Raw genomic sequence first — 26,257 nt, 5'->3', positions numbered from 1 at the left:
CATGACTTATCATGCTGCCCTGAAGTATTGGGAGTTTTAGTATTTTATTTCAAATGGATTAACATGGAATTAGAAAGCAATCCAAAAGTTAAAGACGTATTTGATAACTATCCAGAATTAGTACAAAACCAATTACGTTATATAAGAGCCCTAGTTTTACAAACAGCATCAGAAATTGAAGGGCTCGAAAAATTAGAAGAAATGCTTAAATGGGGAGAGCCTAGTTATCTAACAAAACATGGAAGCACGATACGAATGAACTGGTCAAAGAAAACCCCAGAACAGTATGCCATCTATTTTCAGTGTACATCTAAATTAGTTCCAACGTTTAAAAGAATTTATAAGCACAAATTTAAATTTGAAGGCAATCGAGCTATTGTTTTTAAGCTAGATGATAGTATCCCTAAAATAGAATTAAAACATTGTATTTCAATGGCATTACAATATCATAAAATTAAGCACTTACCGTTATTAGGAGCATGACATAAAGTGTTATACCCTAGTAATAACATATCCATTTCTGGTTTTTCTATAATGTTTCCCATTCCAAAAATAGTAGCGTTTTCCTTTAACGTTTACAATTTTGTAATGTTTAGGGGCTGTTTTTACAACAGTAACATTAGTGGGTTTCGTTACTACACGCGTGGCACAAGACGATAAACTAATCATGCAAAAAGCTGAAATTATAATAACAAAAATTCTCATAACAATATATTTTGGGTTTATATTGCTAATAAGACTATAAAAGATACAAAAGGTTTAATTACTCAAATAAAGCCTTTAGTTCTGTCGCCTGACTAGGTTTTATTTTTCCAGCTAATAACAAACTTAATTGTTTTCGGCGTAAAGCCGCATCAAAACGCTCTTTTTCTAAATCGGTTTCTGGAATAACTTCTGGAACGGCAATAGGTCGTGCCGTTTCATCAACAGCAACAAATGTGTAAATACCTTCATTAGCTTTGGTCCTATCTCCAGACTCGCGGTCTTCAATCCATACATCTATAAACACTTCCATAGAGGTTTTAAAAGCACGAGACACCTTAGCTTCAACGGTTACAACACTTCCTAAAGGGACTGCACGATTAAACGCTACATGGTTTACAGAAGCCGTTACAACAATACGTCTGCTATGGCGCCTTGCCGAAATACTAGCTGCACGATCCATACGTGCTAAAAGTTCGCCACCAAATAAATTATTTAAAGGATTGGTTTCCCCAGGTAAGACCATATCGGTCATTATCGTTCTAGATTGCTCGGGTGTTTTTGCTTTCATCAATATGTTTTTATGATGTGGCAAAGGTAATATGATTTTAGGATTTAGATGATTATAAATCATATAAAATAATGCTTGAAATGGTTCGTAATCCTATTCAAATATGTCGCTTCTGCGGGAAATCCATAGCAATACTTTTATAAAAGTGAGAAAAAGCGTAAAAAAAGACTAAAATGTGTTGTAAAATTCATACTATTTTTTAAAATTTGAAAGGCAATACTATTAAATTAGTAGTAATTACCCTTTGAAAAGCTTATAAAAAGAATATAATAAGTACTTAATTCAATTATTTTGGATTAAACAGATCTATTAACTAAATTTAAATAATGCAACCCATGAAAAAACAAAAATTTAAAAGTTTATTTAAAATTGGAATTCTATGTTTTGGAATAGTAGTGTTTTTACAGAATTGCCAAAAAGAAGATGATAATCAACCTAATTCTGATCTTCAGAATAAAAACAAATCCATAAGTCAAACTTCATTAAGTGACCTTTTAGATAGAAATTCCCTTTCAAAAGAAACATTTGGATTAATGTCTAAAAATCAAAACCTTACTTCAAAAAATAAAACCAATAAACCCTCTTTTAAATTAACAAATACTAAAGGTTTAAAATATATAGAAAACGACAATACTTACCATGTGTTTCCTATGATAAGAACTGATGAAGCAGATAAGTACTTTTACAATTTAGTAGTATATGAACATAGTGGTGTATTAGAAAAATACATTTACAAATACCCTTTAGACAAAACAGAAGATGTTATCGTATCTAAAATAGAAGATGATAATTTTAGTAAAGAAAGTAAGACTGTTTCCGCCAAATCATTTGGTGATTGTACAACCACACATTTCTATAATGTTACCCCTTGCCCTTGTGTAGGGCATATAGATCCTAGAATATGCCAATGTCCAGTACAACCGATATGGACTTTCTCGCATACAACTAAGAGGTGTACAAATACTAATACAAATCCAGATATTGATGTACCTGGCGATACCAGCAATGATGATTTTGATGGTACAGGGCCTGTCCTATTGCCGCTTCCTACAAATCCGGACAAGACTCCTAGTGGTATACCAGCAAACCCAATACCTGTTATTACCCCAGATTTCGATATCTCTAATTTATTAGGTTTAACCAACCTACAAAGAGATTGGCTTGAAAAACTAGAGAACCAAAATTTTAAATCAGATATTGAAGATTATGTTAATCAATATATCGGTACTGTTGAGTTTAATAGTGCTCAAATTTTTGTGCAAAAAGTTATTATAGCTTGGATTTTAAATCGAAATACTGAAGTGGATTTTGATGATCAAATTATTAATGAGCTTACAGGAAAAGCTTTATGTATTTATAACAAGCTTACAAGTTCTAGTATCGATTTTAAAAATGCTGTCAAAAAATTTGATGGAGATTTCCCAGTTAGTCACATTTCCTTCAAAATAAACAATACACTTTCTTCAGGGAATTACGGGATTACTAATCCTCCAAGTAATTTCAATATAACTGTTGAGTTCAGTAATAATCAATTAAGTAATATTTCTGACTTGGGAAGTGCAGTAGCTTTTGCCCACGAGATTATTCATGCTGAGATATTTAGGAAAATGCTTTCAGCTGCCCAAAGGGGAGATTTAGACCCTGTTAATATGACACAAAAGGAACAAATTATTTATGTTAATAGTTTAAGGAACGATTTTCCTGGGATTTATGACTATTATATTCAACGTTATAAGCCCACTTGGAATCATAATCAAATGGCTTCCCACTATCGTGGCACGATTGCTGATATACTTGAAGAGTTTGACAATTCTGATAAATCTAGACAAGTATATGAAGATTTATCTTGGGTTGGGTTACGAATATTGGAAAATGGAGTGACATCAATTGCATGGGATAGCTTAATTAAATCTGAAAAAGATAGAGTTTTAAGTAATTTCAATACTTATTTTTTTAATGGAACATCAAACTGCAAATAATCTTTTAGATATGATAACAAAAATTTTGATTTTCTTAATTTTTTCTTTTAATCTTTCAATTTTCGCTCAAGAAAATAATAATTCAAAATATTATAAACTCTATAAAGATGGAGAAAAGGTACTACGGCCCATCATATATGTGTTCAACAATTCCACAACTAATTTACAAAAATTAGACAATGGTTGCGTTACTTTTAACATTGATGACCAAGTATTTAAATATCAACCTAATATTCATAAGAAAGATAGTTTAACTCTAAATGTAATTAAAAAAATTGAATTTAAAAAAGTTAAAGAATTATTCAATTTGGAACATGAAGAATACTTAAGAACAGTTAAAGAAGTTATGGATGAAAAAGGTTTTAAACCTCTTCCACCTATTAATCATTCAATATTAAAAATTTTAATTATTTCAAAAGAAAAAAACAATTTTATCAGATATGAAACTAATTGGATTTATTCCAAATTTTAAGGTTCTCTATCATTTCTATATGGAAAAATATAAACTTGTTTTAAGAGTTATACTACCTTCAATGCTATGTGCAATTTTAATTCATATTACTAATATATCATTAGAATATTCTACATTGTCTTTTGGTCTTATAATTGGACTAATAAATTGGGGAGGGCATAAATACAAACCTTTATTAGGTGTATTATTAAGTGTATTAGCCTCTTTTGTTTCTTTTATAATAGCATATTTAAGTTTTGCTGTAACAGGGGCTATATTTAGTTTTATGGATGGAGATTCAGGAAGTGTTTTCGGTTTAGCAATTTCAACAAGCATAATTGCTCCATTATTACTGTTTTTTTCTTGTACATTTGTTTTTAAAATTCCAAAAACGAGATTGACAAAACTTGTCATTATATTCTCTTTAATTATACTAGTTTCTCAAAGTTACCTTCATTATTATATTGATTCATTATCAATTGATTTTCCAAATTATAAAATTTTAAAACCTTATACTATTTGGCAAATGGTTATGGCTCTTGCTCTTCAATTACTTTTAAATCAAATCGAAGTTAACAAATTGAGGGCAAAAATTAAATAACAAACAAATCTGTAGATGTATGATAGACCTTAACTATTTGGACTGTATAAGCATTATAAAGAGTTATATGATATAGGAAATATTCAGCATATTTATATGACAGAAAAATATATAAATCCTATATCAAAAGCTTTAAGAGAAGTTGATGATTATAGATATCCTCTAGATTATTATAAATCTTTTGCATGGGATGGTTTAAGGTTTTGGGATGCTAACAATTTACTATCAATGGAAATGGATAGTATATATAATGGGTATAGATCAATTGTGATAGAAAACACTACTTTATGCGATTAAGACTTATTTACTTATTATTGTTTTATTTAACTTTTATTAGTTGTCAAAAACAAAAATTGGATATTAGATATTATCCTTCTAAAGATTTACACAAAAAGTCTAAAATAGTTAATCTAGACCTAGACACGACAAACTTAAATTTTTTAGAAATAACAGGTAAAGTTCGTCAAATTTATAAGGAAAATAAAGTGCCTTTAATTGAGGTTTTCGACAAAGGAACTAATAAACGAATAATTCCTTTAGTATTCGATGAAATAAGAAAGAGGGATGTTTTATCTATAACCACAGATTCAATTTTAATTGATAATGGTTATTCCATTACTGAATTGAAAACCATATTAAAAAGACATTATTCGAATAATGGTAAAGATTATCATTATCCTAGATCGTATAAAAAGGCCATAATAGAGGTCGCGATAGATACAAGTAAGAAAGGGGAGGATTTAAAGAAATCTTTACTTAATTTAACTAGAGTATTTGATGAGATTAATAAAGAAATAAAGGATACTATAGAGCTTAGAATTTTCTTTAATTGTTTTAGACAAATTCCACCACCACCCTTGCCGCTCGAACCCTATTAAAGGTTACTAGTTTGGGTATAATAAATGACGCTAATGCAGGAAGTTTAATATTATTTAAGTAATGACAAATACCGAAAAATATGGTTTAATCTAGTTTTTTAACTAGTAACCAAGCATCTTTATTATGCGTTTTTTTTATAGTTCGCAATGCTTTTAAGGCATCAAGTCTACCCTCATAACTGGCATAAACCACTTGGTGTAAGCCATATTTGTTTGCTCCTATTTTTCTGGCACTAAACCCATCGGTTTTTAGTTGAGCTATTTTTATATCGCAGTTTGTTTCAACTCTAAAAGCTCCAGCAATAATATGATAGTTCCCTGTTTGTTTAGTTACGTTTAAGGTAATAGCAGGAAGCGGGTTTAAGTTAAAAGTAGCTTGCTGTATTTTAGTATCCAGTTGTTTTGTAGCTTCTTCTTGTGCTAATTGGTTATGTTGTTCAATTTGATTTACATAAAAGTTTGAAGCCACTAAACCTCCAATGGCTAACGCTATTAAAGCAACTGCAGCATATTTAAAATAAGGTCTGGTTTTGCGCTTTTCAGGAGTTACAATAATTGGAATAACCTTTTCAATGTCTTCTGCTTGCGCTTTGTAAACCTCGCGAGTTACCGATGGTGATACAAACTCTGATAAACCAAAAGAATCCGTTAAATAATTGAGGTGATATGTAGGTTCGTATAAAATTTTACCTTCATTGTTAAACACAATTTCACCTATGTTTTTAAAAGTAAGCGTTTCACCTTGTGTTAAATAAGACTTTAATAATTTAACACGTTTCGCTATTTTATTATTAGCAATCTCAAAAGGTATTTTTTCAACATCTGCAATATAGTGGGCCAATAACCCATCATTTTTTTGGATTTGTTCATTAAATGACACCATTTTTTTTGGAGCATGAAATGTATTTGAATTACCATCAATTGTGGCAGAGACGCGTTGCGTTAAAAAAGAACCAAATTCAGGAATGGTGACGCATTCGTATCTGTAAAGTAAATCGCTTATGTAGGTTTCTAGTTGCATAAAAACAAAGTTAAAAAATTATGCATATAGATAAAATTCCATTATAATTATTTATTAACACTTTAAAAATTCTTTTATTGCACTTTCAAAATCAAATACTTAAAATGACAGAAAACAATTTGCTTTATACTTTAGCCTTGCAACATGTGCCAAATATTGGCGATATTACTGCAAAACGATTGATTTCTCATTGTGGTTCTGCCGAAGGCGTGTTAAAAGAAAAAAAGCAAAATCTACTTAAAATTAATGGAATTGGAATAGTTACAATCAATGAATTGTTTAAAACCCAACATGTAAAAGAAGCCGAAAAAGAAATTAATTTCATTAAAGAAAATAGAATTAAGGTCTTATATTTTGAAGATAATAACTACCCCGAAAAGCTTAAGCATTGTATTGATAGCCCAATTCTGTTATTTCAGTCAGGACAGATTAATTTAAAACAGCAACATATTATTAGCATAGTTGGGGCTCGGAAAATTACAACCAGTGGTATAGCCTTTTGTGAGGATTTGGTTGAACAATTAGCCGTATACAATCCTATAATTGTTTCTGGATTTGCTTATGGAACAGATATAACGGCACACAAAGCAGCTTTGAAACATAATTTACAGACTATAGGTTGTTTAGCGCATGGACTGAACCAAATTTATCCTAAAGTGCATAAAAAGTATGTGGTGGATGTGGAGAAAAATGGTGGGTTCTTTACCGATTTTTGGAGTAGCGACTCTTTTGATAAAAACAATTTTTTAAAACGAAATAGAGTTATTGCTGGATTGAGCCAGGCTACTATAGTTATAGAGTCTGCTGAAAAAGGGGGGAGTTTAGTAACGGCAGATATTGCCAATTCCTACAACAGAGATGTGTTTGCCGTTCCTGGTCGGACAACAGATAGTCAAAGTGTAGGTTGTAATAATTTGATAAAACATCAAAAAGCACATATGTTAACCACGCCTTTAGATGTCCCTTATATTTTGAATTGGCAGCTAGAAGACCATAAAACGCCAACCATACAAAAACAGTTATTTGTTGAGTTGGATCCTATCGAAAAAGTAATTTACAAGTACCTAAAAGAAAATGAGAAACAGCAATTGGATGTTATTGCCATTAACTGCGAATTACCCATTTTTAAAGTCGCTAGTATTTTATTAACTATGGAATTAAAAGGGGTTATAAGGCCTTTACCAGGGAAATTATTTGAGGTGACTTAATACCCAACTTTTTCTCGAACCCTATCCAAAACAGCATCAGCAACTAACTTTGCTTTTTCGGCACCAATAGTAAGTGCTTTATCAATTTCATTGAAATTACTCATATAATAGTTATAACGCTCCCGTTGCGTCGCAAATGTTAAAATAATCAATTCAAATAAAGCTTGTTTAGCATGCCCGTATCCATAACCACCATTTTCATAGTTGGCTTTCATTTCAGCAATCTGAACATCACTAGCTAATAAACTATAAATGGCAAAACAGTTACAAGTACTCCAATCTTTAGGTTCTTCAAGTGGTGTACTATCGGTTTGAATCCCCATGATTTGCTTGCGTAGTTTTTTATCATCCAAAAATATATTGATGATGTTATTTCTACTCTTACTCATTTTTTCGCCATCCGTACCAGGAATAAGTTTGGTGTCTTTTTGAACTTCAGCTTTAGGCAAAACAAAAGTTTCTCCCACTTTAGCATGAAAACGAGAAGCCACATCGCGTGTCATTTCAATATGTTGTTCTTGATCCTTTCCTACGGGGATGATTTCGGCATCATATAATAAAATATCGGCAGCCATAAGCATGGGATAAGTAAACAAACCCGAGTTTACATCTTCCAATCTATCGGCTTTGTCTTTAAAACTATGTGCTAAGGTTAATCGTTGATACGGAAAAAAACAACTTAAATACCAAGATAATTCGGTGACTTGAGGGACATCGCTTTGTCTGTAAAACACTGTTTTTTGAATATCTAAACCAAAAGCTAACCAAGTAGCAGCAGTAGAATATGTGTTAGTGCGCAACGTTTCAGCATCTTTAATTTGAGTTAAGGTATGTAGGTTTGCTATAAATAAATAGGAATCATTTTCAGGTTTTTCAGCCATTTTAATAGCTGGAATAATGGCGCCTAAAATATTTCCTAAATGTGGTGTTCCTGTACTTTGTATGCCTGTAAGTATTCTTGCCATAATATTTCCCGTGTAGACGGAAATCTCTTTAATTAATATTTAAAAATAAAATAACCGAAAAGCAAAGGTAATTGTTTTAATAAAATACCTCAATACAATTATGTACTTTTGATATCTATGATTGTTTTTAAATACATCTTTTGGGTAGTGTATCGCATTTGGTTTTATATATTAATGGCGATACCAATACTCATTATGTTGCCACTTCTTCTAATTTCTATTGTAAAAGAGTCTTGGTATCCGTTTTTTTTCAAAATGGCAAGGCTTTGGTCCAAATTCATTTTAATAGGGATGGGTTTTGCTTATCGAATTGAACGTGAGCAAACTCCAGAATATCATAAAAGTTATATGTTTATAGCCAATCATACCTCAATGGCAGATATTATGCTTATGTTGGTATCGGTTAAAAACCCGTTTGTATTTGTAGGGAAAGCTGAATTGGCTAAAATTCCACTTTTTGGTTTTTTTTATAAACGGACTTGTATTTTGGTAGATAGAAGTTCTCCAAAAAGTAGACAAGCGGTTTTTATAAGAGCGCAAAAGCGATTAAAAACAGGTGTAAGTATTTGTATTTTTCCTGAAGGCGGTGTGCCCGAAGAGCATATTGAGTTAGATGATTTTAAAGATGGTGCTTTTAGATTAGCCATAAATCATCAAATTCCTGTTGTACCATTAACATTTGCAGATAATAAAAAACGATTCTCGTATACTTTTTTTAGCGGAAGCCCTGGAAAAATGCGTGTTAAAATCCATAAGTTTTTATTTACAGAGGGTCTGACTATTGATGACACCAAAGCTTTGAATGGCCAAGCTAGAGCTATTATATTTAGACAATTACAAACTTTTAATAAATAAAAAACTGCTCGAAGGGTCGAGCAGTTTTTTGATATAGTTTTCAAGCTTAATTGAAAACCTATATCTAGATAGATCTAACCAAAAACCTAAAACTTAATGGCAAACCCAGTATAAACACCTATAAAAAAAGGTGTAAAATTACCAGAAGTATTTTTAAACGTATTAATTTGATATTTAAACATAGGCTCTAAATTCAAATCTATTTTTTTAGAAATTTGATAGTTTAAACCTAAGCCAAAATTAGCACTATAGCTTACTTTGTTTATGTTATTAGCTTCACCTAAAAAGGTTCTGTTACCATTTTCACCTTCAGAAAATATTTCATTATTATTTAAAAAGAATGAACTAAAACCACCAATAATATTAATACCTAATTTTTTATTAGAAAGGGCATATTGAATTTCTAATGGAATTTCTATGTAACCTAAAGCTTGATTAATTGAGGTGTTAGATGATGTAAGTGATTCGGGAGCCTCACTATCTAAACTTTCTGCACTGATAAGCGAAACCGAATCACTAGCCCCATTGCCATTAACATTTCGTAAGGCACTAGTATTCGAACTTAAACCAGAAGACTGAAAAACAATAACATCATTTGTATTATAACCTAAATTCACCTTGTTAATACCAGAACGCACTTTTAGTTTTTTGTTTATAGCGTAACTGGCAGAAATACCATAGCTCATATTAAGTTCGCCACTTTTAGAGTTGTTATTAAACTGTGGGTCTATAGATGACCCTTCACCTAAAGTGTTAAAGTAAACAGGTGCCGCATTTGGAACTACACGCCATCTGTTTTGATTTGTTTCTTCAACAAGAACATCTTTATTTTCATCTATAGCTTCTTCTATAGTTAATGTGTTGTCTGGTGAAGCCTTACTTTCGACAATGGTTTTTTCGGGTGTTTCTTTTTCTGCTTCTGCTATAGTGTTACTCTGTAATGGGTTGTTTATGAGTTCTTTTGCTTTTTTGGTATCAATTAAAGACGCTTTATTTTTGACGCCATTGTTGGTATGGCCATGTGTTTCATCATCAGATACCGCTACAGCTATTTTGTTCTGTAATTTTTTAGGACTGTTTTTAAAATTATTGTTGTTTTTGGGTGTGCTTATAACAGCAACATTCTTAATATTTTTCTGGTTTATTAAGTTGTTGCTATTGGAATTTAGTATGGTATTTGAAGGGAAATTAGCTTTACTTTCATTCTCATTTTTTGAAGAAGCACTTTCTGCAATTGATGATTCCTTTGAAGGTGTTATAATATTTGAAGGCACTTCAAGTTTAGTTTCTGATGCGTTATTTAAATTATTTTGAGTTTTAGGGTTGTCCGTTATAACGTTTTCTGTTTTTTCAGAATCATTCGTAGGGTTTGTTCCATCAAAATTTACTTTTTCATAGGTGGTATTTTCTGTTTCTACAACTTGATTTTGTGGTATGTCATTATTTTGTTGAGTGCTATCAGTCACATTAAAGTAAGTGCCACCAACAGTTAAAAGCAATAATAATAAAGCGGCAACTCCAGCATAACGCCACCAAATTGGGATAACACGACGTTTTTTCTTTTTCTGATTAAGTTTAGCCTCAATATTTTTCCAAACAGCATCAGTAGGAGTCGCTTCAAAATCTTTAAAGCCTTCTTGAAATAACCGGTCTATATGTTTTTTATCACGCATTATAATGATTGTGATTGTTGTGTTTTTTTATAGTCTTCTATAGTTCGTTTCAAAATCTGTCTAGCTCGCGATAGATTCGATTTCGAAGTTCCTAAATTAATGTTTAGCATACTTGCTATATCTTTATGCGAATAACCATCAAGTACATAAAGGTTGAAAACCAATCGGTATCTATCCGGTAATTCTTGAATTATTTGTAAAAGATAATCAATGGAAACTAGGCTTTCATCAACTTCTAATTCAACATCTTCAATAATATTTTCATTTATAATATCAAAAACCTTTTCATTTCGGTAGCGTTGCAATACGGTGTTTATGGTAATGCGCTTCAACCAACCCTCAAAAGAGCCTTTGCCTTTATATTGTTCAATTTTTTTGAAAATTGTTAAAAATGCATCTTGCAGGTTATCTTCTGCTTCTGCATAGTTTCTTGAATACTTTAAGCAGACAGAAAATAATTTACTCGAAAAGAGTTTATATAATTCACCTTGTGCTTTAGTATCATCAATTTTACAATTTTCTATGAGTTGCTTTAAACTCAAAATTAAACATGTATTAATTAATACTTAAAATTATTCGACAACAAAAACTTCAATAGTTAAATATTGAGAGCCTCCATCGTTATCTTCACCTTGCCAAAACTTAAAAATATAAGAACCATTACTGGTTACTTTAAAATTAAAAGAAGCTTCTACCAATTCCTCTTCAAGCGTTTCGCAATCGTTCCTATTAAAAACATAAGTTATAGGAGCAACGGTACGTTCATTATTTTCTTTCAAATAATAAAACTCTTTAAATCCATGACAAGTCGTGGGTCTTAAATAAGACACTGTGATAGGATATGTTTCTCCTAATTTAAATTCATTAGGAATATCTACACCTTCAACAGGTAACACTTCAAAACCAAAAGCTGTACCGTCATCATTACCAAGACTACATGATGAAAATAGTACTAATGTTAAACAAAGTACAACAAATCTTATCATAGCAAATAAATTTAGGGTTAAAATACATGTTTGCTCTATTTAGATGCTAAAAGAGGAAAAGGGTTGCGTTAAAAACCAAAAAAATCCCGAACTAACGGGATTTTCTAAACTTTTTATTTAAATAAAAATAAATCTAATTTTCAGATACTATTTTTCTAACCTTGGCTTCCAATTCGTCCATAAGTTCAGGGTTATCTTTAATTAGTGCTTTTACAGCATCGCGCCCTTGACCCAGTTTAGTATCATCATAACTAAACCAAGAACCGCTCTTTTTAACAATTTCGTGTTCTACAGCTAAATCTAAGATTTCACCAACTTTAGATATACCTTCACCATACATAATATCAAATTCAGTCATTTTAAAAGGTGGTGCAACTTTGTTTTTAACCACTTTTACACGTGTTTTATTACCTGCTACATTACCATCGGTTTGCTTTATTTGTGTAGAACGTCTAATATCTAACCTAACTGAAGCATAGAATTTTAGAGCGTTACCACCAGTTGTGGTTTCTGGATTACCGAACATAACCCCAATTTTTTCACGTAATTGGTTAATAAATATTACGGTACAGTTAGTCTTGCTAATAGACCCAGTTAGTTTTCGTAATGCTTGAGACATTAAACGGGCATGTAACCCCATTTTAGAGTCTCCCATTTCGCCTTCAATTTCACTTTTAGGGGTTAATGCTGCAACAGAATCAATTACAACAATATCAATGGCTCCAGAGCGAATTAAATTATCAGTAATTTCTAAAGCTTGCTCGCCGTTATCGGGTTGCGAGATGATTAAATTATCAATATCCACACCTAGTTTTTCAGCATAAAACCTATCAAAAGCATGTTCTGCATCAATAAAAGCTGCAATACCTCCAGCTTTCTGAGCTTCGGCTATGGCGTGTAACGTTAATGTGGTTTTACCAGAAGATTCCGGGCCATAAATTTCTATAACACGACCTCGTGGATACCCACCAACGCCTAGTGCAATATCTAATCCTAAAGAACCCGATGGAATAGCATCGACATCTTGTATGGCCGCATCGCTCATTTTCATTACTGTTCCTTTTCCGTAGGCTTTATCTAGTTTGTCTAATGTAAGTTTTAATGCTTTTAACTTAGCGTCTTTTTCACTGCTCATTTAATATAAATTTTTCTGAAATTAGGTATGCTAAAATACTACATCTTTTGTGATGGTACAATAATAGTTTTCAACATAAATATTGAAACAAAAATGGTTTTTTTATGAGATTAAAAATAAAACGAATACTACTACGCAACCCTTTTGCTTTTTTTGCATCTATAGAGTGAAAAGGAATTTTTTTGCTGTGAAAATTACCAAATTGAGAATTGAATAACGACTAACTCAAACTCAACTAAAAGCACTTAAATAATTATATTTAGGTGCTTTTTTATGTAATAAATTGCTGTATTCCTTTAAAATTGTACTTTTGTGTTTTAAAATATTTCTTTAATCTTATAAATTAGTATAGCATGCAACTGTACAATAAACTAAGTGCAAAAGAAAGAGCGGAATTAATCGATAAAGCAGGAAAAAATCGACTAACTCTTTCTTTTTATCAGTATGCCAAAATTGGCAACCCCCAACTTTTTAGAGACCATTTATTTATAACATGGGACGCATTTGGCGTTCTAGGTAGAATTTATGTAGCCCATGAAGGGATTAATGGCCAATTATCGCTTCCAGCAGACCGCTTTAATGAGTTTAAAACACATTTAGATTCTATTGATTTTTTAAAAGGCATTCGATTGAATATTGCTGTAGAGCAAGACAATAAATCGTTTTTAAAACTGAAAGTAAAAGTCCGTAAAAAAATTGTTGCCGATGGTTTAAATGACAATACGTTTGATGTTACAAACAAAGGTGTTCATGTTGGTGCAAATAAGTTTAATGAACTTATTGAAGATGAAAATACGGTTTTAGTTGATATGCGTAACCACTACGAAAGCGAAATAGGTCATTTTAAAAATGCCGTAACGCCAGATGTAGATACATTTAGAGAGTCTTTAGATATTATTGAAGATGATTTAAAAGATTATAAAGAAGATAAAAACCTTGTTATGTATTGTACTGGGGGCATCCGATGCGAAAAAGCCAGTGCCTACTTCAAGCATAAAGGCTTTAAAAATGTGTATCAGTTAGAAGGTGGTATTATTGAATATACCAGACAAGTGAATGAAGAAAATCTTGAAAATAAGTTTTTAGGACAAAATTTTGTGTTTGATGACCGACGAGCAGAACGTATTAGTAATGATGTTATTGCTAATTGCCATCAATGTGGAAACCCTTTTGACGTGCATACCAATTGTGCTAATGAAGCCTGTCATTTACTATTCATTCAATGTGATGATTGCAAAGCAGAAATGGATAATTGTTGTTCAACAAACTGTAAAGAAATAAATGCATTGCCCTACGAAGAGCAAAAAGAACTTCGCAAAGGTCAAGGTAATAGTAATGATATTTTCAAAAAAGGACGAGCAGACCATTTACCTTATAAAAAGGATTTAAGAAATATTTTTGAGACTTTAAAAGTTGATAAAAGCCAATGATCTGTTATGCAAAAACATAGAGTTAATGGCATCACTTCAATTTCCAATAACTTAGTTATAAAGTTCGATAAAATTAATTCTTAATTATTTTGATGTTTTTTTCAGTATTATTATTCATTTTAAGGTTTAAAAAATAAAGTCCATTAGCTAAATTAGATGTGTTAATGCTTTCTAATTTGGTGTTAAAATTTTCAATATTAAGAACAGGTTTTCCTAAAGCATTAAATAAGACGCCTTTTTTTATTGAATGATTGGTGCTAATAAGTAGTTCATCAGAAAAAGGGTTGGGGTAAACAGAAACTAAATTTTCCTCAACCTTATTTTTGCTTAATGTCCCCACGTTAAAGCTGTGTGTTTCGGTTTGTCCATTATAAGTCACTTGCCATTTCCATTCTCCTGCAGTATTTATTGGGACATTCCAAAACCAATAGGAAGCACTGAAGTCATTGTTTAAATTATTATCCCAATCATATAATGGTATATTATTAGGTTGAATAATTTTTAAATTCATGGATGTTCCTGAAACCTGATCCCTTAAATAGACGGCAAAGTATATTGTATCACCAATGTTAAAGTAATTGCTAATGTTAGTAGTTTCAGTTGTGGGACAGGTATTAAATCCAGGAACAGCACTATGGGTTAGAACCGCATTAATATTTGTATTTAAATAAGGCTTTTGAGTTTGCCACCAAGAGGTGCCGTTTAAGGCGTTACAAGTACCTGAATAAGGGTCGATTAGCTGAGTATATGTATTATCTTCATAAACTTCAAAATGTAAATGTGGACCAGTAGAGTTTCCAGAACTTCCTATAACACCCAAAAACTCTCCTTGAGTGACAGTTTCTCCAATACCTTTAGGGGTTAAAGAACCGTTTTTCATATGCCCATACCAACCAATACTACCATCGGTATGTTGTAAATATATGGCATTCCACTGATTATTGTTCAGTTCACAACTTCTATCAAAATTACCATCAATTTTTCCAATAATTAGACCGCCTTCTGCTGCGATAATTTCGGCTTGGTTATCATCAACCATTTTCCAGCTAAATGGCCATGTAAAAATATCTATGCCCTGATGGTTGTAGCCTGAATTAGTATCGTACGTACGAGTACCACAATTGTAATCAGTAAGAAGATCGGGATAATTAGAATTATGATCAACATAATTAGAAATAGCCCAAACATCACTATATGCAAAACCATCAGCTTGTTTTACGGGCCAAATAAAATTCGCTGAAGAGGTGCGTTTGGAAATGGTTTTTAATTTGCCCTGCTTTTTTAAAGTGATTACATTGGTTGTTAATAATTGTTTTATTTCGTTACGCTGAAAGTCGTTTAAACAATTAACATTATTAGTATTATGTGGATATTCACCACCATTAGCAATTAAACTTTGACCTGAAGATAATTGAATTCCTATTAGAAATAGTAGCATTAAAACTTGAGGATTTTTTTGTGTTTTCATGTGTAGATGGCTAGTTAAATATTAAATTTCCTGTTAGTATTTAAAAATATTTCTTACAAGTTAATCAAAAATAAAATATCATCTAAATAATGTTATCTTTACCGTTAAATTATTTATAAACTTTCATTCGTAACAACCTTAAAGTTGTTAGCGAATTCAATATATAAAACATATGGCTTGCGCAAGTTGCTCAACAAAAGACGGCTCTCCAAAAGGCTGCAAAAATAATGGTACTTGTGGTACAGATAGTTGTAATAAATTAACCGTTTTTGATTGGTTAGCAAACATGTCGCTACCCAATGGCGAAAAGCCATTTAACTGGGTTGAGGTTCGTTACAAAAATGGAAGAAAAGAATACTACCATAACACAGAAAATCTAACCCTTAGTATTGGCGATATTGTTGCTACACAAGCAAAATCAGGTCACGATATTGGTATGGTAACCCTTACGGGGGAATTAGTGCGCGTACAAATGAAGCGTAAAAATATTTCAGAAACTCCTGAAGAAACCTTAAAAATTTATAGAAAAGCAAGTCAGAAAGATATTGATATTTGGTCTACAGCACGTGATAAAGAAGAACCTATGAAGGTTAAGGCACGCCAGTTTGCTATCGATTTGAGGTTGCAAATGAAGATATCAGATATCGAATTCCAAGGCGATGCTAGTAAAGCCACATTTTATTATACCGCAGAAGAGCGCGTGGATTTCAGAGAACTTATAAAAGTGTTTGCCCGTGAGTTTAGGACACGAATAGAAATGAAACAAGTTGGCTTTCGTCAAGAAGCAGCAAGACTTGGAGGTATTGGTTCCTGCGGACGCGAATTGTGCTGTTCAACTTGGCTAACAGATTTTCGGTCGGTAAGTACATCAGCAGCACGTTATCAACAATTATCATTAAATCCACAAAAACTAGCAGGACAATGTGGGAAACTAAAATGTTGCCTAAATTATGAACTTGACACGTATTTAGATGCTTTAAAAAGTTTTCCAAAAACAGACATAAAGCTTCAAACTGAAAAAGGGACAGCCGTATGCCAAAAAACGGATATTTTTAAAGGCCATATGTGGTATGCCTATGAAGGTGAATGGATGAATTGGCATAAGATAACCACACAACAAGCCAATGAAATTATCGATTTAAATAAGAAAGGCAAAAAAATTGCAAGCCTAGAAGAATATGCTTCGGACCTTGTAGAAGATACTAAAGCAGAGTTTGAAAACGTTGTAGGACAAGATAGTTTAACGCGTTTTGATAGTCCAAAACGTCATAATAAACGTAGAAATAATAAGAGGAAAGGCAAACAGAAACAAGGCAATAAAAATGCTACGCCAAATAAAACCCAAAACAATAGAAACAGAAACAATAGAAGAAAACCCCAAAACAGTAAAAATGCTGCAAAATAGAGTCGTATTATTCTTTGTATTAGTTTCTTTTGTATTTGTCTCTTGCGATTCTAATCGTGTTTTTGATGAATATAAATCAGTTCCGAATAAATGGCATAAAGATTCGGTTATTAGTTTTAAAGTAAGTCCGCCAGACTCAATTAATACCTATAATTTATTTGTTAACTTAAGAAATACCAATGCCTATAAATACAATAATTTGTTCTTAATTATAGAAATGGTTTTTCCGCATGGAAAAACGATAAAAGACACCTTAGAGTATAAAATGACGGAACCAAGCGGAAAACTTTTAGGAACGGGTTATACGGATGTTAAGGAAAATAAACTTTGGTATAAAGACCAAGTTGTTTTTAAAGAAACTGGCGAATATACAGTTAACATTCAGCACGCTATGAGAGAAAACGGAAAGGTTAATGGGGTAAAAGAACTTGAAGGTGTAACAGATATTGGTTTTAGAATAGAAAACCCATCAATTGAATAAACACATAACTTTAAATACTTAAGGCATGTAATGCTTAAGACACTTAAACTATGGCAAAAGCAAAAAAAGAAACAAAAACTATTCACGATTTTTCAAAATACGTTCGTTGGTTTTGGATGGTGTTTTTAGGAGGTATTTTATTTGTATTCCTAATTTTTTTCATGACATCAATTTTTGGAGACTTACCAGACCATACGGTTTTAGAAAACCCTAAAACACATTTAGCTACTGAAATCATTTCATCTGATGGACAAACCTTGGGAAAATTTTATTTAAATGATAACAGAACACCCGTAGGTTATGATGAACTACCAAAACACTTAATAGATGCATTAATAGCCACTGAAGATGCTCGTTTTCATGAACATTCTGGAATAGATGCTCGTGGAACATTACGCGCCATGTTGGCATTAGGAAGAGATGGTGGAGCAAGTACTATATCTCAACAGTTAGCAAAACAATTGTTTACAGGTGTGGCTTCTAGAAGTACAATAGGGAGAATTACCCAAAAAGTTAAAGAATGGATTATAGCAATTCGTTTAGAACGCCAATACACCAAAGAAGAAATAATAGCCCAATATTTTAATATTTACGATTTTGGTAATAATGCCGATGGCATTAGAAGTGCAGGTAGAATATATTTCGGAAAAGAACCTAAAGATTTAGATCTTAAAGAATCTGCCATGTTGGTCGGGATGTTTAAAAACTCATCACTTTATAACCCAAGGCCACATAGAAACCCAGTAGGGGTTAGAAATAGGCGCAATGTTGTATTATCTCAAATGGAGAAATATGATTACATAACAGAAACAGTTAAAGATTCACTCCAAAAAACAGAACTGGATTTAGATTATTCACCAGAATCACACCGTGAAGGTATCGCCACCTATTTTAGAGGGTATTTAGATGGTTTTATGAAAGATTGGATTAAAAACAATCCAAAGCCAGATGGCACAAAATACAACCTATACAATGATGGATTAAAAATTTATACCACAATCGATTCGCGTATGCAAAAATATGCTGAAGACGCCGTGCAACAGCACATGCCAAGGTTGCAGGCAGAATTTTTTAATCAAAACACCCCAAAAAGGAATCCTACAGCTCCTTTTTTAGAATTAACACGCGGTGCTATTGATACATTAATGCGACGTTCCATGAAGCAATCAGAACGCTGGCGGCATATGAAATATGATTTAAAAAAGGCAGATAAGGAAATTAAAGCATCATTTCAAAAACCAGTAAAAATGTCTGTTTTTGCATGGAAAGATGGTAAAGCTTCTGAGATAGATACCATTATGAAACCTATAGATTCCATGCGGTATTATAAATCGTTTTTAAGAACAGGCATGATGTCTATGAATCCACAAACAGGTCATGTAAAAGCCTGGGTTGGTGGAATGAATTACAGACATTTTCAATACGATATGGTAAAACAAGGCAAGCGCCAAATAGGATCTACATTTAAACCTTTTGTTTATACAGCAGCTATAGATCAATTGCACTACTCTCCTTGTGATGAATTTCCAGATACCCCATTTTGTATTGAAGCCAACAAGTTTGGAAATCCAGAAGAATGGTGTCCAAAAAATTCTAGTAACGATTATGGAGGCAACAGAACTTTAAAAAATGCTTTAGCAAATTCAGTAAATACAATTACCGCAAGATTAATTGATAAAGTTGGTCCACAAACCGTAGCAGATTTAGTAAAAAAACTGGGCGTTGAGTCAGATATACTTCCTGTACCGTCCATAGCATTAGGAACACCAGACATAAGTGTATACGAAATGGTTGGCGCATACGCAACATTTGCTAATCAAGGGGTTTACACTAAACCTGTTATGGTAACTAGCATTGAAGATAAAAATGGAACGATTTTATATCAATTTAAACCCGAAACCAGAGATGTGTTAAGTGATGAAACAGCTTATGTAACAGTCAAGCTAATGGAGGGCGTTACACAAGGTGGTTCAGGCACAAGGTTAAGACACAGTTGGGCTAAAAATAAGCCAGATTACAAAGAGGTTATTACTGGATATCCATATGAATTCACAAACCCTATAGCAGGTAAAACAGGAACAACGCAAAACCAAAGTGATGGATGGTTTATGGGTATGGTGCCCAATTTAGTAACAGGTGTTTGGGTAGGTGCTGAAGACCGAGCGGCTCATTTTAAAACAATTACTTACGGACAAGGCGCTGCCATGGCATTACCAATTTGGGGTTTATATATGAAAAGTTGTTATGCAGATGAAGCATTAAGCATTTCTAAAGAAGATTTTGAAGAACCAAAAAACCTTTCTATAAATGTGGATTGTTCTAAACACACCAGTACAACTACAGACGATGATTCTGACGAGGATACACCAGAAGATTTAGATTTTGGATAAGAGTTTATTCTGAATAAAATGAAATAAAAAACCATTCTAATTTAGAATGGTTTTTTATTTGTTAATATTTTCGGCATATCATTCAATTATTCGTAAATTTATACTGCAAAAACTGAATAAAAATGATTAATAAAAAAGTATCAAATGTCCAAAAGGCTTTAGAAGGCGTTTCAAGCAATATGACTTTTATGCTTGGTGGTTTCGGACTTAGTGGTATTCCTGAAAATGCTATAGCAGAATTAGTAAAATTGGGTGTCAATGGGCTAACATGCATTTCTAACAATGCCGGTGTTGATGATTTTGGACTGGGCTTACTGCTTCAACAAAAACAAATAAAAAAAATGGTATCGTCTTATGTTGGCGAGAATGATGAATTTGAGCGTCAGATGCTTTCGGGCGAACTGGATGTAGAATTGATTCCACAAGGAACTTTAGCAGAACGTTGTCGAGCGGCACAAGCGGGTTTCCCTGCAATATACACACCGGCAGGATATGGAACCGAAGTAGCAGAAGGTAAAGAAACCAGAGAGTTTGATGGCAAAATGTATGTTTTAGAACATGCGTTTAAAGCTGATTTTGCTTTTGTAAAAGCATGGAAAGGCGATGCAGCAGGAAACTTGGTTTTTAAAGGTACAGCTAGAAATTTTAACCCGAACATGTGTGGTGCAGCTAAAATAACGGTCGCTGAGGTTGAGGAATTAGTGCCACTTGGTGAGTTGGACCCTAATCAAATTCATATTCCAGGAATATTTGTACAACGCATTTTTCAAGGTGAACATTATGAAAAACGTATTGAGCAACGAACAGTAAGAGCAAAAAGTACTTAAAGTTGAAGAGTATTAAAGTGTCTAAAGTTAGCTTACTCAAATGCACCATACTCATAAACTTAGCTCTTAAGCAATAGAAAATTCAAATGTGTCTAAAACTATAAGTACTTAAGGCACTTATAACTTTTAACTAAAAAGAATGTTAGATAAAACAGGTATAGCAAAACGTATTGCCAAAGAGGTTAAAGATGGTTATTATGTAAACTTAGGAATTGGTATTCCAACTTTGGTAGCAAATTATGTGCGTCATGATATTGAAGTAGAATTTCAAAGTGAAAACGGTGTATTGGGCATGGGGCCTTTTCCGTTTGAAGGCGAAGAAGATGCTGATGTTATTAACGCAGGAAAACAAACGATTACCACCTTACCAGGTGCAAGTTTTTTCGACTCTGCTTTAAGTTTCTCGATGATTAGAGGACAACATGTAGATTTAACCATTTTAGGGGCTATGGAAGTTGCAGAAAATGGCGATATAGCGAATTGGAAAATACCAGGGCGTATGGTAAAAGGTATGGGAGGTGCCATGGATTTAGTAGCCAGCGCAGATAATATAATAGTAGCTATGATGCATACTAACAAAAGAGGCGAATCAAAATTATTAAAGAAATGTTCATTACCGCTTACAGGCGTTGGTTGTGTTAAAAAAATTGTAACCAATATGGCCGTTCTTGAGGTAACCGATAAAGGTTTTAAATTATTGGAACGTGCTCCAGGAGTTTCTGTTGATGATATAAAAAATGCTACAGAAGGGACCTTAATTGTTGAGGGCAATATTCCAGAAATGGCAATATAATAATAAATTGGAATTTTAAATTTGTAGAAAAATTCGATAAAATGTTAAAAAACAATGCATTTCATCGAGTTTTTATGTTTTTAAACTGATATATTGAAAATATGTTACATATTAGCAGTCCCCAAAGAAACCAAATTATTATAGATTTCCCCAAATCTACCATAAACTTTAAAACCTATGAATATTGCAACAAATCTACCTGAACTCCCTACAAATAATGAAAGCAAATTTAAACAAACTATAAAAGAGAATTTACAGTTTGTAAAAAGCTTACTCTATTTAACAAAAAAAATATTTATGCTATAAGCCTTTAGGAATAGCATGAATTAATTTTTTTGTATAATGCTTTTTTGGGTTATTGTAAATAGCATCCGCATCATCCAACTCTTCAATTTTACCTTGATTCATAACCAGTAATTGGTCAGACATATATTTTACCACAGCCAAGTCGTGGGAAATAAATATATAGGTAAACCCAAAACCTTCTTTAAGTTCGTTAAGCAGGTTTAAAACTTGCGCTTGAACGGATATATCCAATGCTGAAACGGATTCATCACAAACAATGAGTTTAGGCTGTAATGCAATAGTTCTTGCAATACCTATACGTTGCCTTTGGCCTCCAGAAAATTCATGAGGATAACGATTAAAAAAGGCCTCAGATAATCCAACTCGATTTAAAATATCAATGACTTTTTCTTTTCTTTCAGTATCAGAATTATAAAGCTTATGAACTTTCATGGGTTCCATAATAGCTTCGCCCACAGGAATTCTTGGATTTAATGATGAATACGGATCTTGAAATATAATTTGAATGTCTTTTCTAAGTTTCCTGGTATCGCTTTTTGATAATTTAGTAATATCAACGCCATGATATAAAATTAAACCAGAAGTAGCTTTATCTAATTGAAGAATAGCATTTCCTAGCGTAGATTTGCCACAGCCAGATTCTCCTACCAAGCCTAAAGTTTCACCTTCATATAACTTAAAACTCACATCGTTAACCGCCTTAAAAGATTGGGTTTTTGTAAATAATCCTGATTTAGAAATATATTCTTTTTCAACATTAATAACCTCTAACAACGGAGGCTTACTATAAAGTATCTCATGATTTTTTTGGCGTTGCTCGGTTGATACGAGTTCATTTGAAATGCTATCATTTAAAAAATCTTGAATAGTAGGTAATGTTTTTAGTCGCGTACTTAATGATGGGCGGGAGTTTATTAAAGCTTTTGTGTAATTGTGTTTTGGGTTTTTGAATATGTCTGCCACTAAACCCTGTTCAACAATATTTCCTTTATACATAACAAGTACGTTGTCTGCTATTTCAGAAATTAAAGCCAGATCATGAGTAATAAAAATGATACTCATTTTAGTTTCAACTTGTAATTCTTTTAATAAACTGATAATATCTTTTTGTACCGTAACATCTAGAGCAGTTGTGGGTTCATCGGCAATTAAAATATCAGGTTTACAAGCAATAGCCATGGCTATCATAACGCGTTGTTTTTGTCCTCCAGAAATTTCATGAGGATATGATTTAAAAACACGATTAGCATCAGGGAGTTTTACTTTTTCGAAGAGTGATAGCGTTTCTTCTTTAGTTTCGTACTTGGATAATGTTGTGTGTTGCAATAATATTTCTTGAACCTGCTTACCACAAGTCATAGATGGATTTAAAGAACTCATCGGTTCTTGAAAAATCATGGCTATTTTACGCCCTCTTATTTTTTGAAATAATTTTGGAGAAAGAACCGTTAAATCTTGGTTTTTATAAGTAATGCTCCCAGAATTTATTGTTGAAATATTTTTAGGAAGAAGCCCTAAAATGGCTAAGGATGATACTGATTTTCCTGAGCCTGATTCGCCAACAATACCTAAAATTTCATTCTTATTTAGTTGATATGATATACTGTGAATGACTTCATTATTTCCAAATGAAATTGTGAGGTTTTCAATTTTTAAAATGGGGTTGTCTTTCATTTATACCAATTAAATATGAATAATTTCGTCATCATTTAAAATGTCATCACCACGTAACCTTAAAAATATTTGTGCCACAGCAATCGTATCTTTTTCACAATAAATAACAATTCTATCAATTTCATTTTCTTCATAATACACTCTGTAAACCTCACTGCCATCTATATCATCTTTGGGAGAAGGTATACCTAGAACATTGGTCAATAATTTTAAAGAAGTATACGATTTATAATCGCCAAATTTCCATAATTCCAAAGTGTCTAAATGAGGGACTTCCCATGGTTTTTTGCCGAATAAATTAAGCTTATATGGGAGTTCAATATTATGGATTATCATACGTCTGGCAATATAAGGAAAGTCAAATTCCTTTCCATTGTGCGCGCAAAGCAAATGTTTGGTTTGACTAAAATGTGAAAGCAATAAGTTTTTAAAGTCCTTTAATATTTTGATTTCATCACCAAAAAAAGAAGTGACTCTAAACATTCTATTTTCTCCCTGAAATGTAAAATATCCAACGGATATACAAACTATTTTGCCAAACTCAGCCCAAATCCCAGCACGTTCGTAAAATTCTTCTGCAGTAAAATCATCTTTACGTTGGTATTGTGATTTGTGCTCCCAAAGCGTTTGTTTAGCGGTATCTAAATCAGAAAAGTGCTGTGTTTCCGGAACGGTTTCAATATCAAGAAATAATATGTTTTCAAGATTTAATTTACTTATCATTGTTTAACATTTTATAAGCTTCTTCAATATAGGTATTAATATCTATCGTGAATTTACCAACTTCTTTATTAGAACCTTTTGAGTGTCCTAAGCGAACAATAATTATATTATCATTAGGTTCAACAATGACGTATTGCCCTAAGTGACCACGCATCATAAAAAAGTTTTTGGTGCCCATAGTTTTTAACCACCAGCCATAACCATACATAGATCCATCTAGATGCACGGGCTTAATAGATTTTGCAACAAACGTAGAATCTAGAATTTGTTTTCCATTCCATTTGCCATGGTCTTTATAGAGTTTGCCAAAGCGTGCAAAATCTTTGGCATTACTTGCAATGCAACAGTAAGCTTTTACTAAATCGGACGATTTGCTATCGACTTGCCAAAGTGTTGGGTTTTCAGAACCTAAAGGTTTCCAGAAGCTTTCGGTTAAATAATTATATAATTTTTTACCTGTAGCTTTTTCAATAACCATGGCGAGCATTTGTGTATCGCCACTGGAATACTTAAATGACTTTCCAGGTTCATCCGCAACTTTTAAACTTAACATAACTTTTTCTAAATCGTCATCAAAATAAGCGCGTGTGACTATCGAAAATGGTGAGTAATATTTTTCATCCCATGTGGTTCCAGATGCCATACTTGATAGATCTCCTACGGTCATTTTTGCTGCTAATCCTTTATTAAATGAGGGAATAAAATCACTAACCGGTTGGTCTAAACTTTTAATATGACCTTCAATAAGTGCTTTCCCTAAAAGACCACTCACATAACTTTTCGCCATAGAGAACGAGTTAGATTGAGCATTTTCATTAAAACCATCATAGTAGTTCTCAAACCAAATACTGTCGTTTTTTATAATCACATAAGCTATAGTGCCATTGGCTTTGTTTATCGAATCTAAACCTTTAGTTTCTTTAACCGAGTTGTAGTTTTTATGATTTGGCCAAGGTTGAGGTGTTCCGTTTTCAATTGCTCGGTTGTCAAATTTCTTGTAGTCTTCAAGATAAGCTGTAGTATAACCTTGCATATATATGGTTCTTACTGCTTTAATTAAGTAATCTGTATCCGTTATGTATAAAGCTATTATTAGTAATCCGAATAGAATAACTAACCATTTTAAGACCTTTTTTATGAATTTCATGAGTTTAATGTAATGTAGAAACTAAAGATATGAAAATTCTTTCTATTTAAAATGGACAATTCAATTATGAGGCTTAGTAGCTTTTTGTTTGTGTTTTTCTTTATAGAATGTTTTGTCTGCTACATAAATAGTTTTACTAAGCTCTGCTATAACAATACCGTCTTTAGTTAGAATGTTTGGTGTTTTAACGAGGTTGAATTCACCTTTTTTAGAAACTTCATTTTTAATGTTTTCAATGTCGTTTTCTGTAAAAATAAATTCTGAAAAAACTGTTTCTTTGGCCGGACGTTTATACTTTATTGTCGCTTCTTTATCCCAAACAACATAATCATCTTTTAAAATATTTAGAAGCTGAATCATATAAATGGGGTCTGTTGCTGAAAATAAACTGCCTCCAAATATAGAGCCTACATAATTTTTATTTTTCCAACTTACAGAAATTTTTATTTTTACATATAGTAAATCTTCCGATACTTGAATAACTTTTCCTGTTGAACGCCTGTACATAGGCGACCAGTTAAATCCATATTTATAGATTTGCGCATCTGTAAAAAAAGTTTTAGCTATTTTGTTTAGCGTTTTGTACAT

At 32.4% G+C, this 26,257-nt stretch carries 27 protein-coding genes; 14 read left to right on the top strand and 13 right to left on the bottom strand.

What is annotated here, in order from left to right:
* The first annotated feature begins 63 nt into the window (after positions 1 to 63).
* A complete protein-coding gene (locus ABD941_RS07165) occupies positions 64 to 483 on the top strand; it encodes a DUF1801 domain-containing protein (RefSeq protein WP_345273406.1) in 420 nt (139 codons plus the stop codon).
* 9 nt (positions 484 to 492) lie between these two features.
* Here ABD941_RS07165 and ABD941_RS07160 read toward each other — a convergent pair whose 3' ends face one another.
* Both ABD941_RS07160 and ABD941_RS07155 read right to left on the bottom strand, forming a co-directional pair.
* Positions 493 to 705 (bottom strand): DUF6515 family protein, encoded by a 213-nt coding sequence (locus ABD941_RS07160; protein WP_345273405.1) that lies wholly within the window; start codon positions 703 to 705, stop codon positions 493 to 495.
* A 58-nt stretch (positions 706 to 763) separates the two neighbouring features.
* Positions 764 to 1,273: an acyl-CoA thioesterase gene (locus ABD941_RS07155; protein WP_345273404.1), complete on the bottom strand. Its 510-nt coding sequence runs from the start codon at positions 1,271 to 1,273 to the stop codon at positions 764 to 766.
* A 335-nt stretch (positions 1,274 to 1,608) separates the two neighbouring features.
* On the opposite strand from ABD941_RS07155, the gene ABD941_RS07150 reads away from it, so the two are divergent.
* The 5 genes from ABD941_RS07150 to ABD941_RS07130 all read left to right on the top strand — a co-directional run bounded on the left by ABD941_RS07150 (position 1,609) and on the right by ABD941_RS07130 (position 5,182).
* Positions 1,609 to 3,252, top strand: a complete 1,644-nt coding sequence (locus ABD941_RS07150) for a hypothetical protein (protein ID WP_345273403.1) — start codon at positions 1,609 to 1,611, stop codon at positions 3,250 to 3,252.
* Positions 3,230 to 3,724, top strand: a complete 495-nt coding sequence (locus tag ABD941_RS07145; RefSeq protein ID WP_345273402.1) for a hypothetical protein — start codon at positions 3,230 to 3,232, stop codon at positions 3,722 to 3,724. Before ABD941_RS07150 ends, ABD941_RS07145 begins: the two co-directional genes overlap by 23 nt.
* Positions 3,693 to 4,304: a hypothetical protein gene (locus ABD941_RS07140; RefSeq protein WP_345273401.1), complete on the top strand. Its 612-nt coding sequence runs from the start codon at positions 3,693 to 3,695 to the stop codon at positions 4,302 to 4,304. Before ABD941_RS07145 ends, ABD941_RS07140 begins: the two co-directional genes overlap by 32 nt.
* 96 nt (positions 4,305 to 4,400) lie before the next feature.
* A complete protein-coding gene (locus ABD941_RS07135; protein ID WP_345273400.1) occupies positions 4,401 to 4,601 on the top strand; it encodes a hypothetical protein in 201 nt (66 codons plus the stop codon).
* On the top strand, positions 4,592 to 5,182 hold the full coding sequence (locus ABD941_RS07130) for a hypothetical protein (RefSeq protein WP_345273399.1): 591 nt from the start codon (positions 4,592 to 4,594) through the stop codon (positions 5,180 to 5,182). The genes ABD941_RS07135 and ABD941_RS07130 overlap by 10 nt, the downstream gene beginning before the upstream one ends.
* An 85-nt stretch (positions 5,183 to 5,267) precedes the next feature.
* Here the strand turns inward: ABD941_RS07130 and ABD941_RS07125 are convergent, their stop codons facing one another.
* Complete coding sequence (locus ABD941_RS07125) at positions 5,268 to 6,203, bottom strand: HU domain-containing protein (protein WP_345273398.1); 936 nt, start codon at positions 6,201 to 6,203, stop codon at positions 5,268 to 5,270.
* Between the two features lie 104 nt (positions 6,204 to 6,307).
* On the opposite strand from ABD941_RS07125, the gene dprA reads away from it, so the two are divergent.
* Positions 6,308 to 7,411: a DNA-processing protein DprA gene (dprA, locus tag ABD941_RS07120; protein ID WP_345273397.1), complete on the top strand. Its 1,104-nt coding sequence runs from the start codon at positions 6,308 to 6,310 to the stop codon at positions 7,409 to 7,411.
* Here dprA and trpS read toward each other — a convergent pair.
* Positions 7,408 to 8,376: a tryptophan--tRNA ligase gene (gene trpS / locus ABD941_RS07115; RefSeq protein WP_345273396.1), complete on the bottom strand. Its 969-nt coding sequence runs from the start codon at positions 8,374 to 8,376 to the stop codon at positions 7,408 to 7,410. The genes dprA and trpS overlap by 4 nt on opposite strands.
* A 117-nt stretch (positions 8,377 to 8,493) precedes the next feature.
* On the opposite strand from trpS, the gene ABD941_RS07110 reads away from it, so the two are divergent.
* Positions 8,494 to 9,231 carry a lysophospholipid acyltransferase family protein gene (locus ABD941_RS07110; protein WP_345273395.1) on the top strand — a complete coding sequence of 246 codons (738 nt, stop codon included), beginning with the start codon at positions 8,494 to 8,496 and terminating at the stop codon, positions 9,229 to 9,231.
* An 86-nt stretch (positions 9,232 to 9,317) separates the two neighbouring features.
* On the opposite strand, the gene ABD941_RS07105 is transcribed toward ABD941_RS07110, so the two are convergent.
* From ABD941_RS07105 to recA, 4 genes are all read right to left on the bottom strand, one after another.
* Positions 9,318 to 10,904 carry a hypothetical protein gene (locus ABD941_RS07105; protein WP_345273394.1) on the bottom strand — a complete coding sequence of 529 codons (1,587 nt, stop codon included), beginning with the start codon at positions 10,902 to 10,904 and terminating at the stop codon, positions 9,318 to 9,320.
* Positions 10,904 to 11,446 carry an RNA polymerase sigma factor gene (locus tag ABD941_RS07100; protein WP_345273393.1) on the bottom strand — a complete coding sequence of 181 codons (543 nt, stop codon included), beginning with the start codon at positions 11,444 to 11,446 and terminating at the stop codon, positions 10,904 to 10,906. The genes ABD941_RS07105 and ABD941_RS07100 overlap by 1 nt, the downstream gene beginning before the upstream one ends.
* Before the next feature lie 30 nt (positions 11,447 to 11,476).
* Positions 11,477 to 11,890, bottom strand: a complete 414-nt coding sequence (locus ABD941_RS07095; protein WP_345273392.1) for a hypothetical protein — start codon at positions 11,888 to 11,890, stop codon at positions 11,477 to 11,479.
* Between the two features lie 133 nt (positions 11,891 to 12,023).
* On the bottom strand, positions 12,024 to 13,025 hold the full coding sequence (gene recA / locus ABD941_RS07090; protein WP_345273391.1) for a recombinase RecA: 1,002 nt from the start codon (positions 13,023 to 13,025) through the stop codon (positions 12,024 to 12,026).
* 353 nt (positions 13,026 to 13,378) lie between these two features.
* On the opposite strand from recA, the gene trhO reads away from it, so the two are divergent.
* On the top strand, positions 13,379 to 14,455 hold the full coding sequence (gene trhO / locus ABD941_RS07085; RefSeq protein ID WP_345273390.1) for an oxygen-dependent tRNA uridine(34) hydroxylase TrhO: 1,077 nt from the start codon (positions 13,379 to 13,381) through the stop codon (positions 14,453 to 14,455).
* Positions 14,456 to 14,528: 73 nt separating this feature from the next.
* On the opposite strand, the gene ABD941_RS07080 is transcribed toward trhO, so the two are convergent.
* Positions 14,529 to 15,923: a peptidoglycan DD-metalloendopeptidase family protein gene (locus ABD941_RS07080; protein ID WP_345273388.1), complete on the bottom strand. Its 1,395-nt coding sequence runs from the start codon at positions 15,921 to 15,923 to the stop codon at positions 14,529 to 14,531.
* Positions 15,924 to 16,095: 172 nt separating this feature from the next.
* Between ABD941_RS07080 and ABD941_RS07075 the strand changes: the two genes are divergently transcribed.
* The 5 genes from ABD941_RS07075 to ABD941_RS07055 all read left to right on the top strand — a co-directional run bounded on the left by ABD941_RS07075 (position 16,096) and on the right by ABD941_RS07055 (position 21,819).
* On the top strand, positions 16,096 to 17,328 hold the full coding sequence (locus ABD941_RS07075; protein WP_345273387.1) for a PSP1 domain-containing protein: 1,233 nt from the start codon (positions 16,096 to 16,098) through the stop codon (positions 17,326 to 17,328).
* The gene (locus ABD941_RS07070; RefSeq protein ID WP_345273386.1) at positions 17,315 to 17,809 is read left to right on the top strand and encodes a gliding motility lipoprotein GldH; all 495 of its coding nucleotides are present in this window, start codon (positions 17,315 to 17,317) and stop codon (positions 17,807 to 17,809) included. The genes ABD941_RS07075 and ABD941_RS07070 overlap by 14 nt, the downstream gene beginning before the upstream one ends.
* A gap of 50 nt (positions 17,810 to 17,859) precedes the next feature.
* A complete protein-coding gene (locus ABD941_RS07065) occupies positions 17,860 to 20,199 on the top strand; it encodes a penicillin-binding protein 1A (protein WP_345273385.1) in 2,340 nt (779 codons plus the stop codon).
* A gap of 122 nt (positions 20,200 to 20,321) precedes the next feature.
* A complete protein-coding gene (locus ABD941_RS07060; protein WP_345273383.1) occupies positions 20,322 to 21,026 on the top strand; it encodes a CoA transferase subunit A in 705 nt (234 codons plus the stop codon).
* 139 nt (positions 21,027 to 21,165) lie between these two features.
* The gene (locus ABD941_RS07055) at positions 21,166 to 21,819 is read left to right on the top strand and encodes a 3-oxoacid CoA-transferase subunit B (protein ID WP_345273382.1); all 654 of its coding nucleotides are present in this window, start codon (positions 21,166 to 21,168) and stop codon (positions 21,817 to 21,819) included.
* A gap of 300 nt (positions 21,820 to 22,119) precedes the next feature.
* Here the strand turns inward: ABD941_RS07055 and ABD941_RS07050 are convergent, their stop codons facing one another.
* The 4 genes from ABD941_RS07050 to ABD941_RS07035 are packed head-to-tail and all read right to left on the bottom strand — an operon-like array spanning position 22,120 to position 26,257.
* Positions 22,120 to 23,799 carry an ABC transporter ATP-binding protein gene (locus ABD941_RS07050; RefSeq protein WP_345273381.1) on the bottom strand — a complete coding sequence of 560 codons (1,680 nt, stop codon included), beginning with the start codon at positions 23,797 to 23,799 and terminating at the stop codon, positions 22,120 to 22,122.
* 9 nt (positions 23,800 to 23,808) lie between these two features.
* Positions 23,809 to 24,522, bottom strand: coding sequence for a 3'-5' exonuclease (locus ABD941_RS07045; protein ID WP_345273380.1), 714 nt, complete (start codon positions 24,520 to 24,522; stop codon positions 23,809 to 23,811).
* Positions 24,512 to 25,669 carry a serine hydrolase domain-containing protein gene (locus ABD941_RS07040; protein ID WP_345273379.1) on the bottom strand — a complete coding sequence of 386 codons (1,158 nt, stop codon included), beginning with the start codon at positions 25,667 to 25,669 and terminating at the stop codon, positions 24,512 to 24,514. Before ABD941_RS07040 ends, ABD941_RS07045 begins: the two co-directional genes overlap by 11 nt.
* Positions 25,670 to 25,729: 60 nt before the next feature.
* Complete coding sequence (locus tag ABD941_RS07035; RefSeq protein ID WP_345273378.1) at positions 25,730 to 26,257, bottom strand: DUF4442 domain-containing protein; 528 nt, start codon at positions 26,255 to 26,257, stop codon at positions 25,730 to 25,732.

It is taken from the genome of Flaviramulus aquimarinus (assembly GCF_039543205.1).
Classification (GTDB): Bacteria; Bacteroidota; Bacteroidia; order Flavobacteriales; family Flavobacteriaceae; genus Flaviramulus_B; species Flaviramulus_B aquimarinus.
Note: the sequence above shows the minus strand (reverse complement) of the source record. Positions and strands in the feature narration are given on the sequence as shown.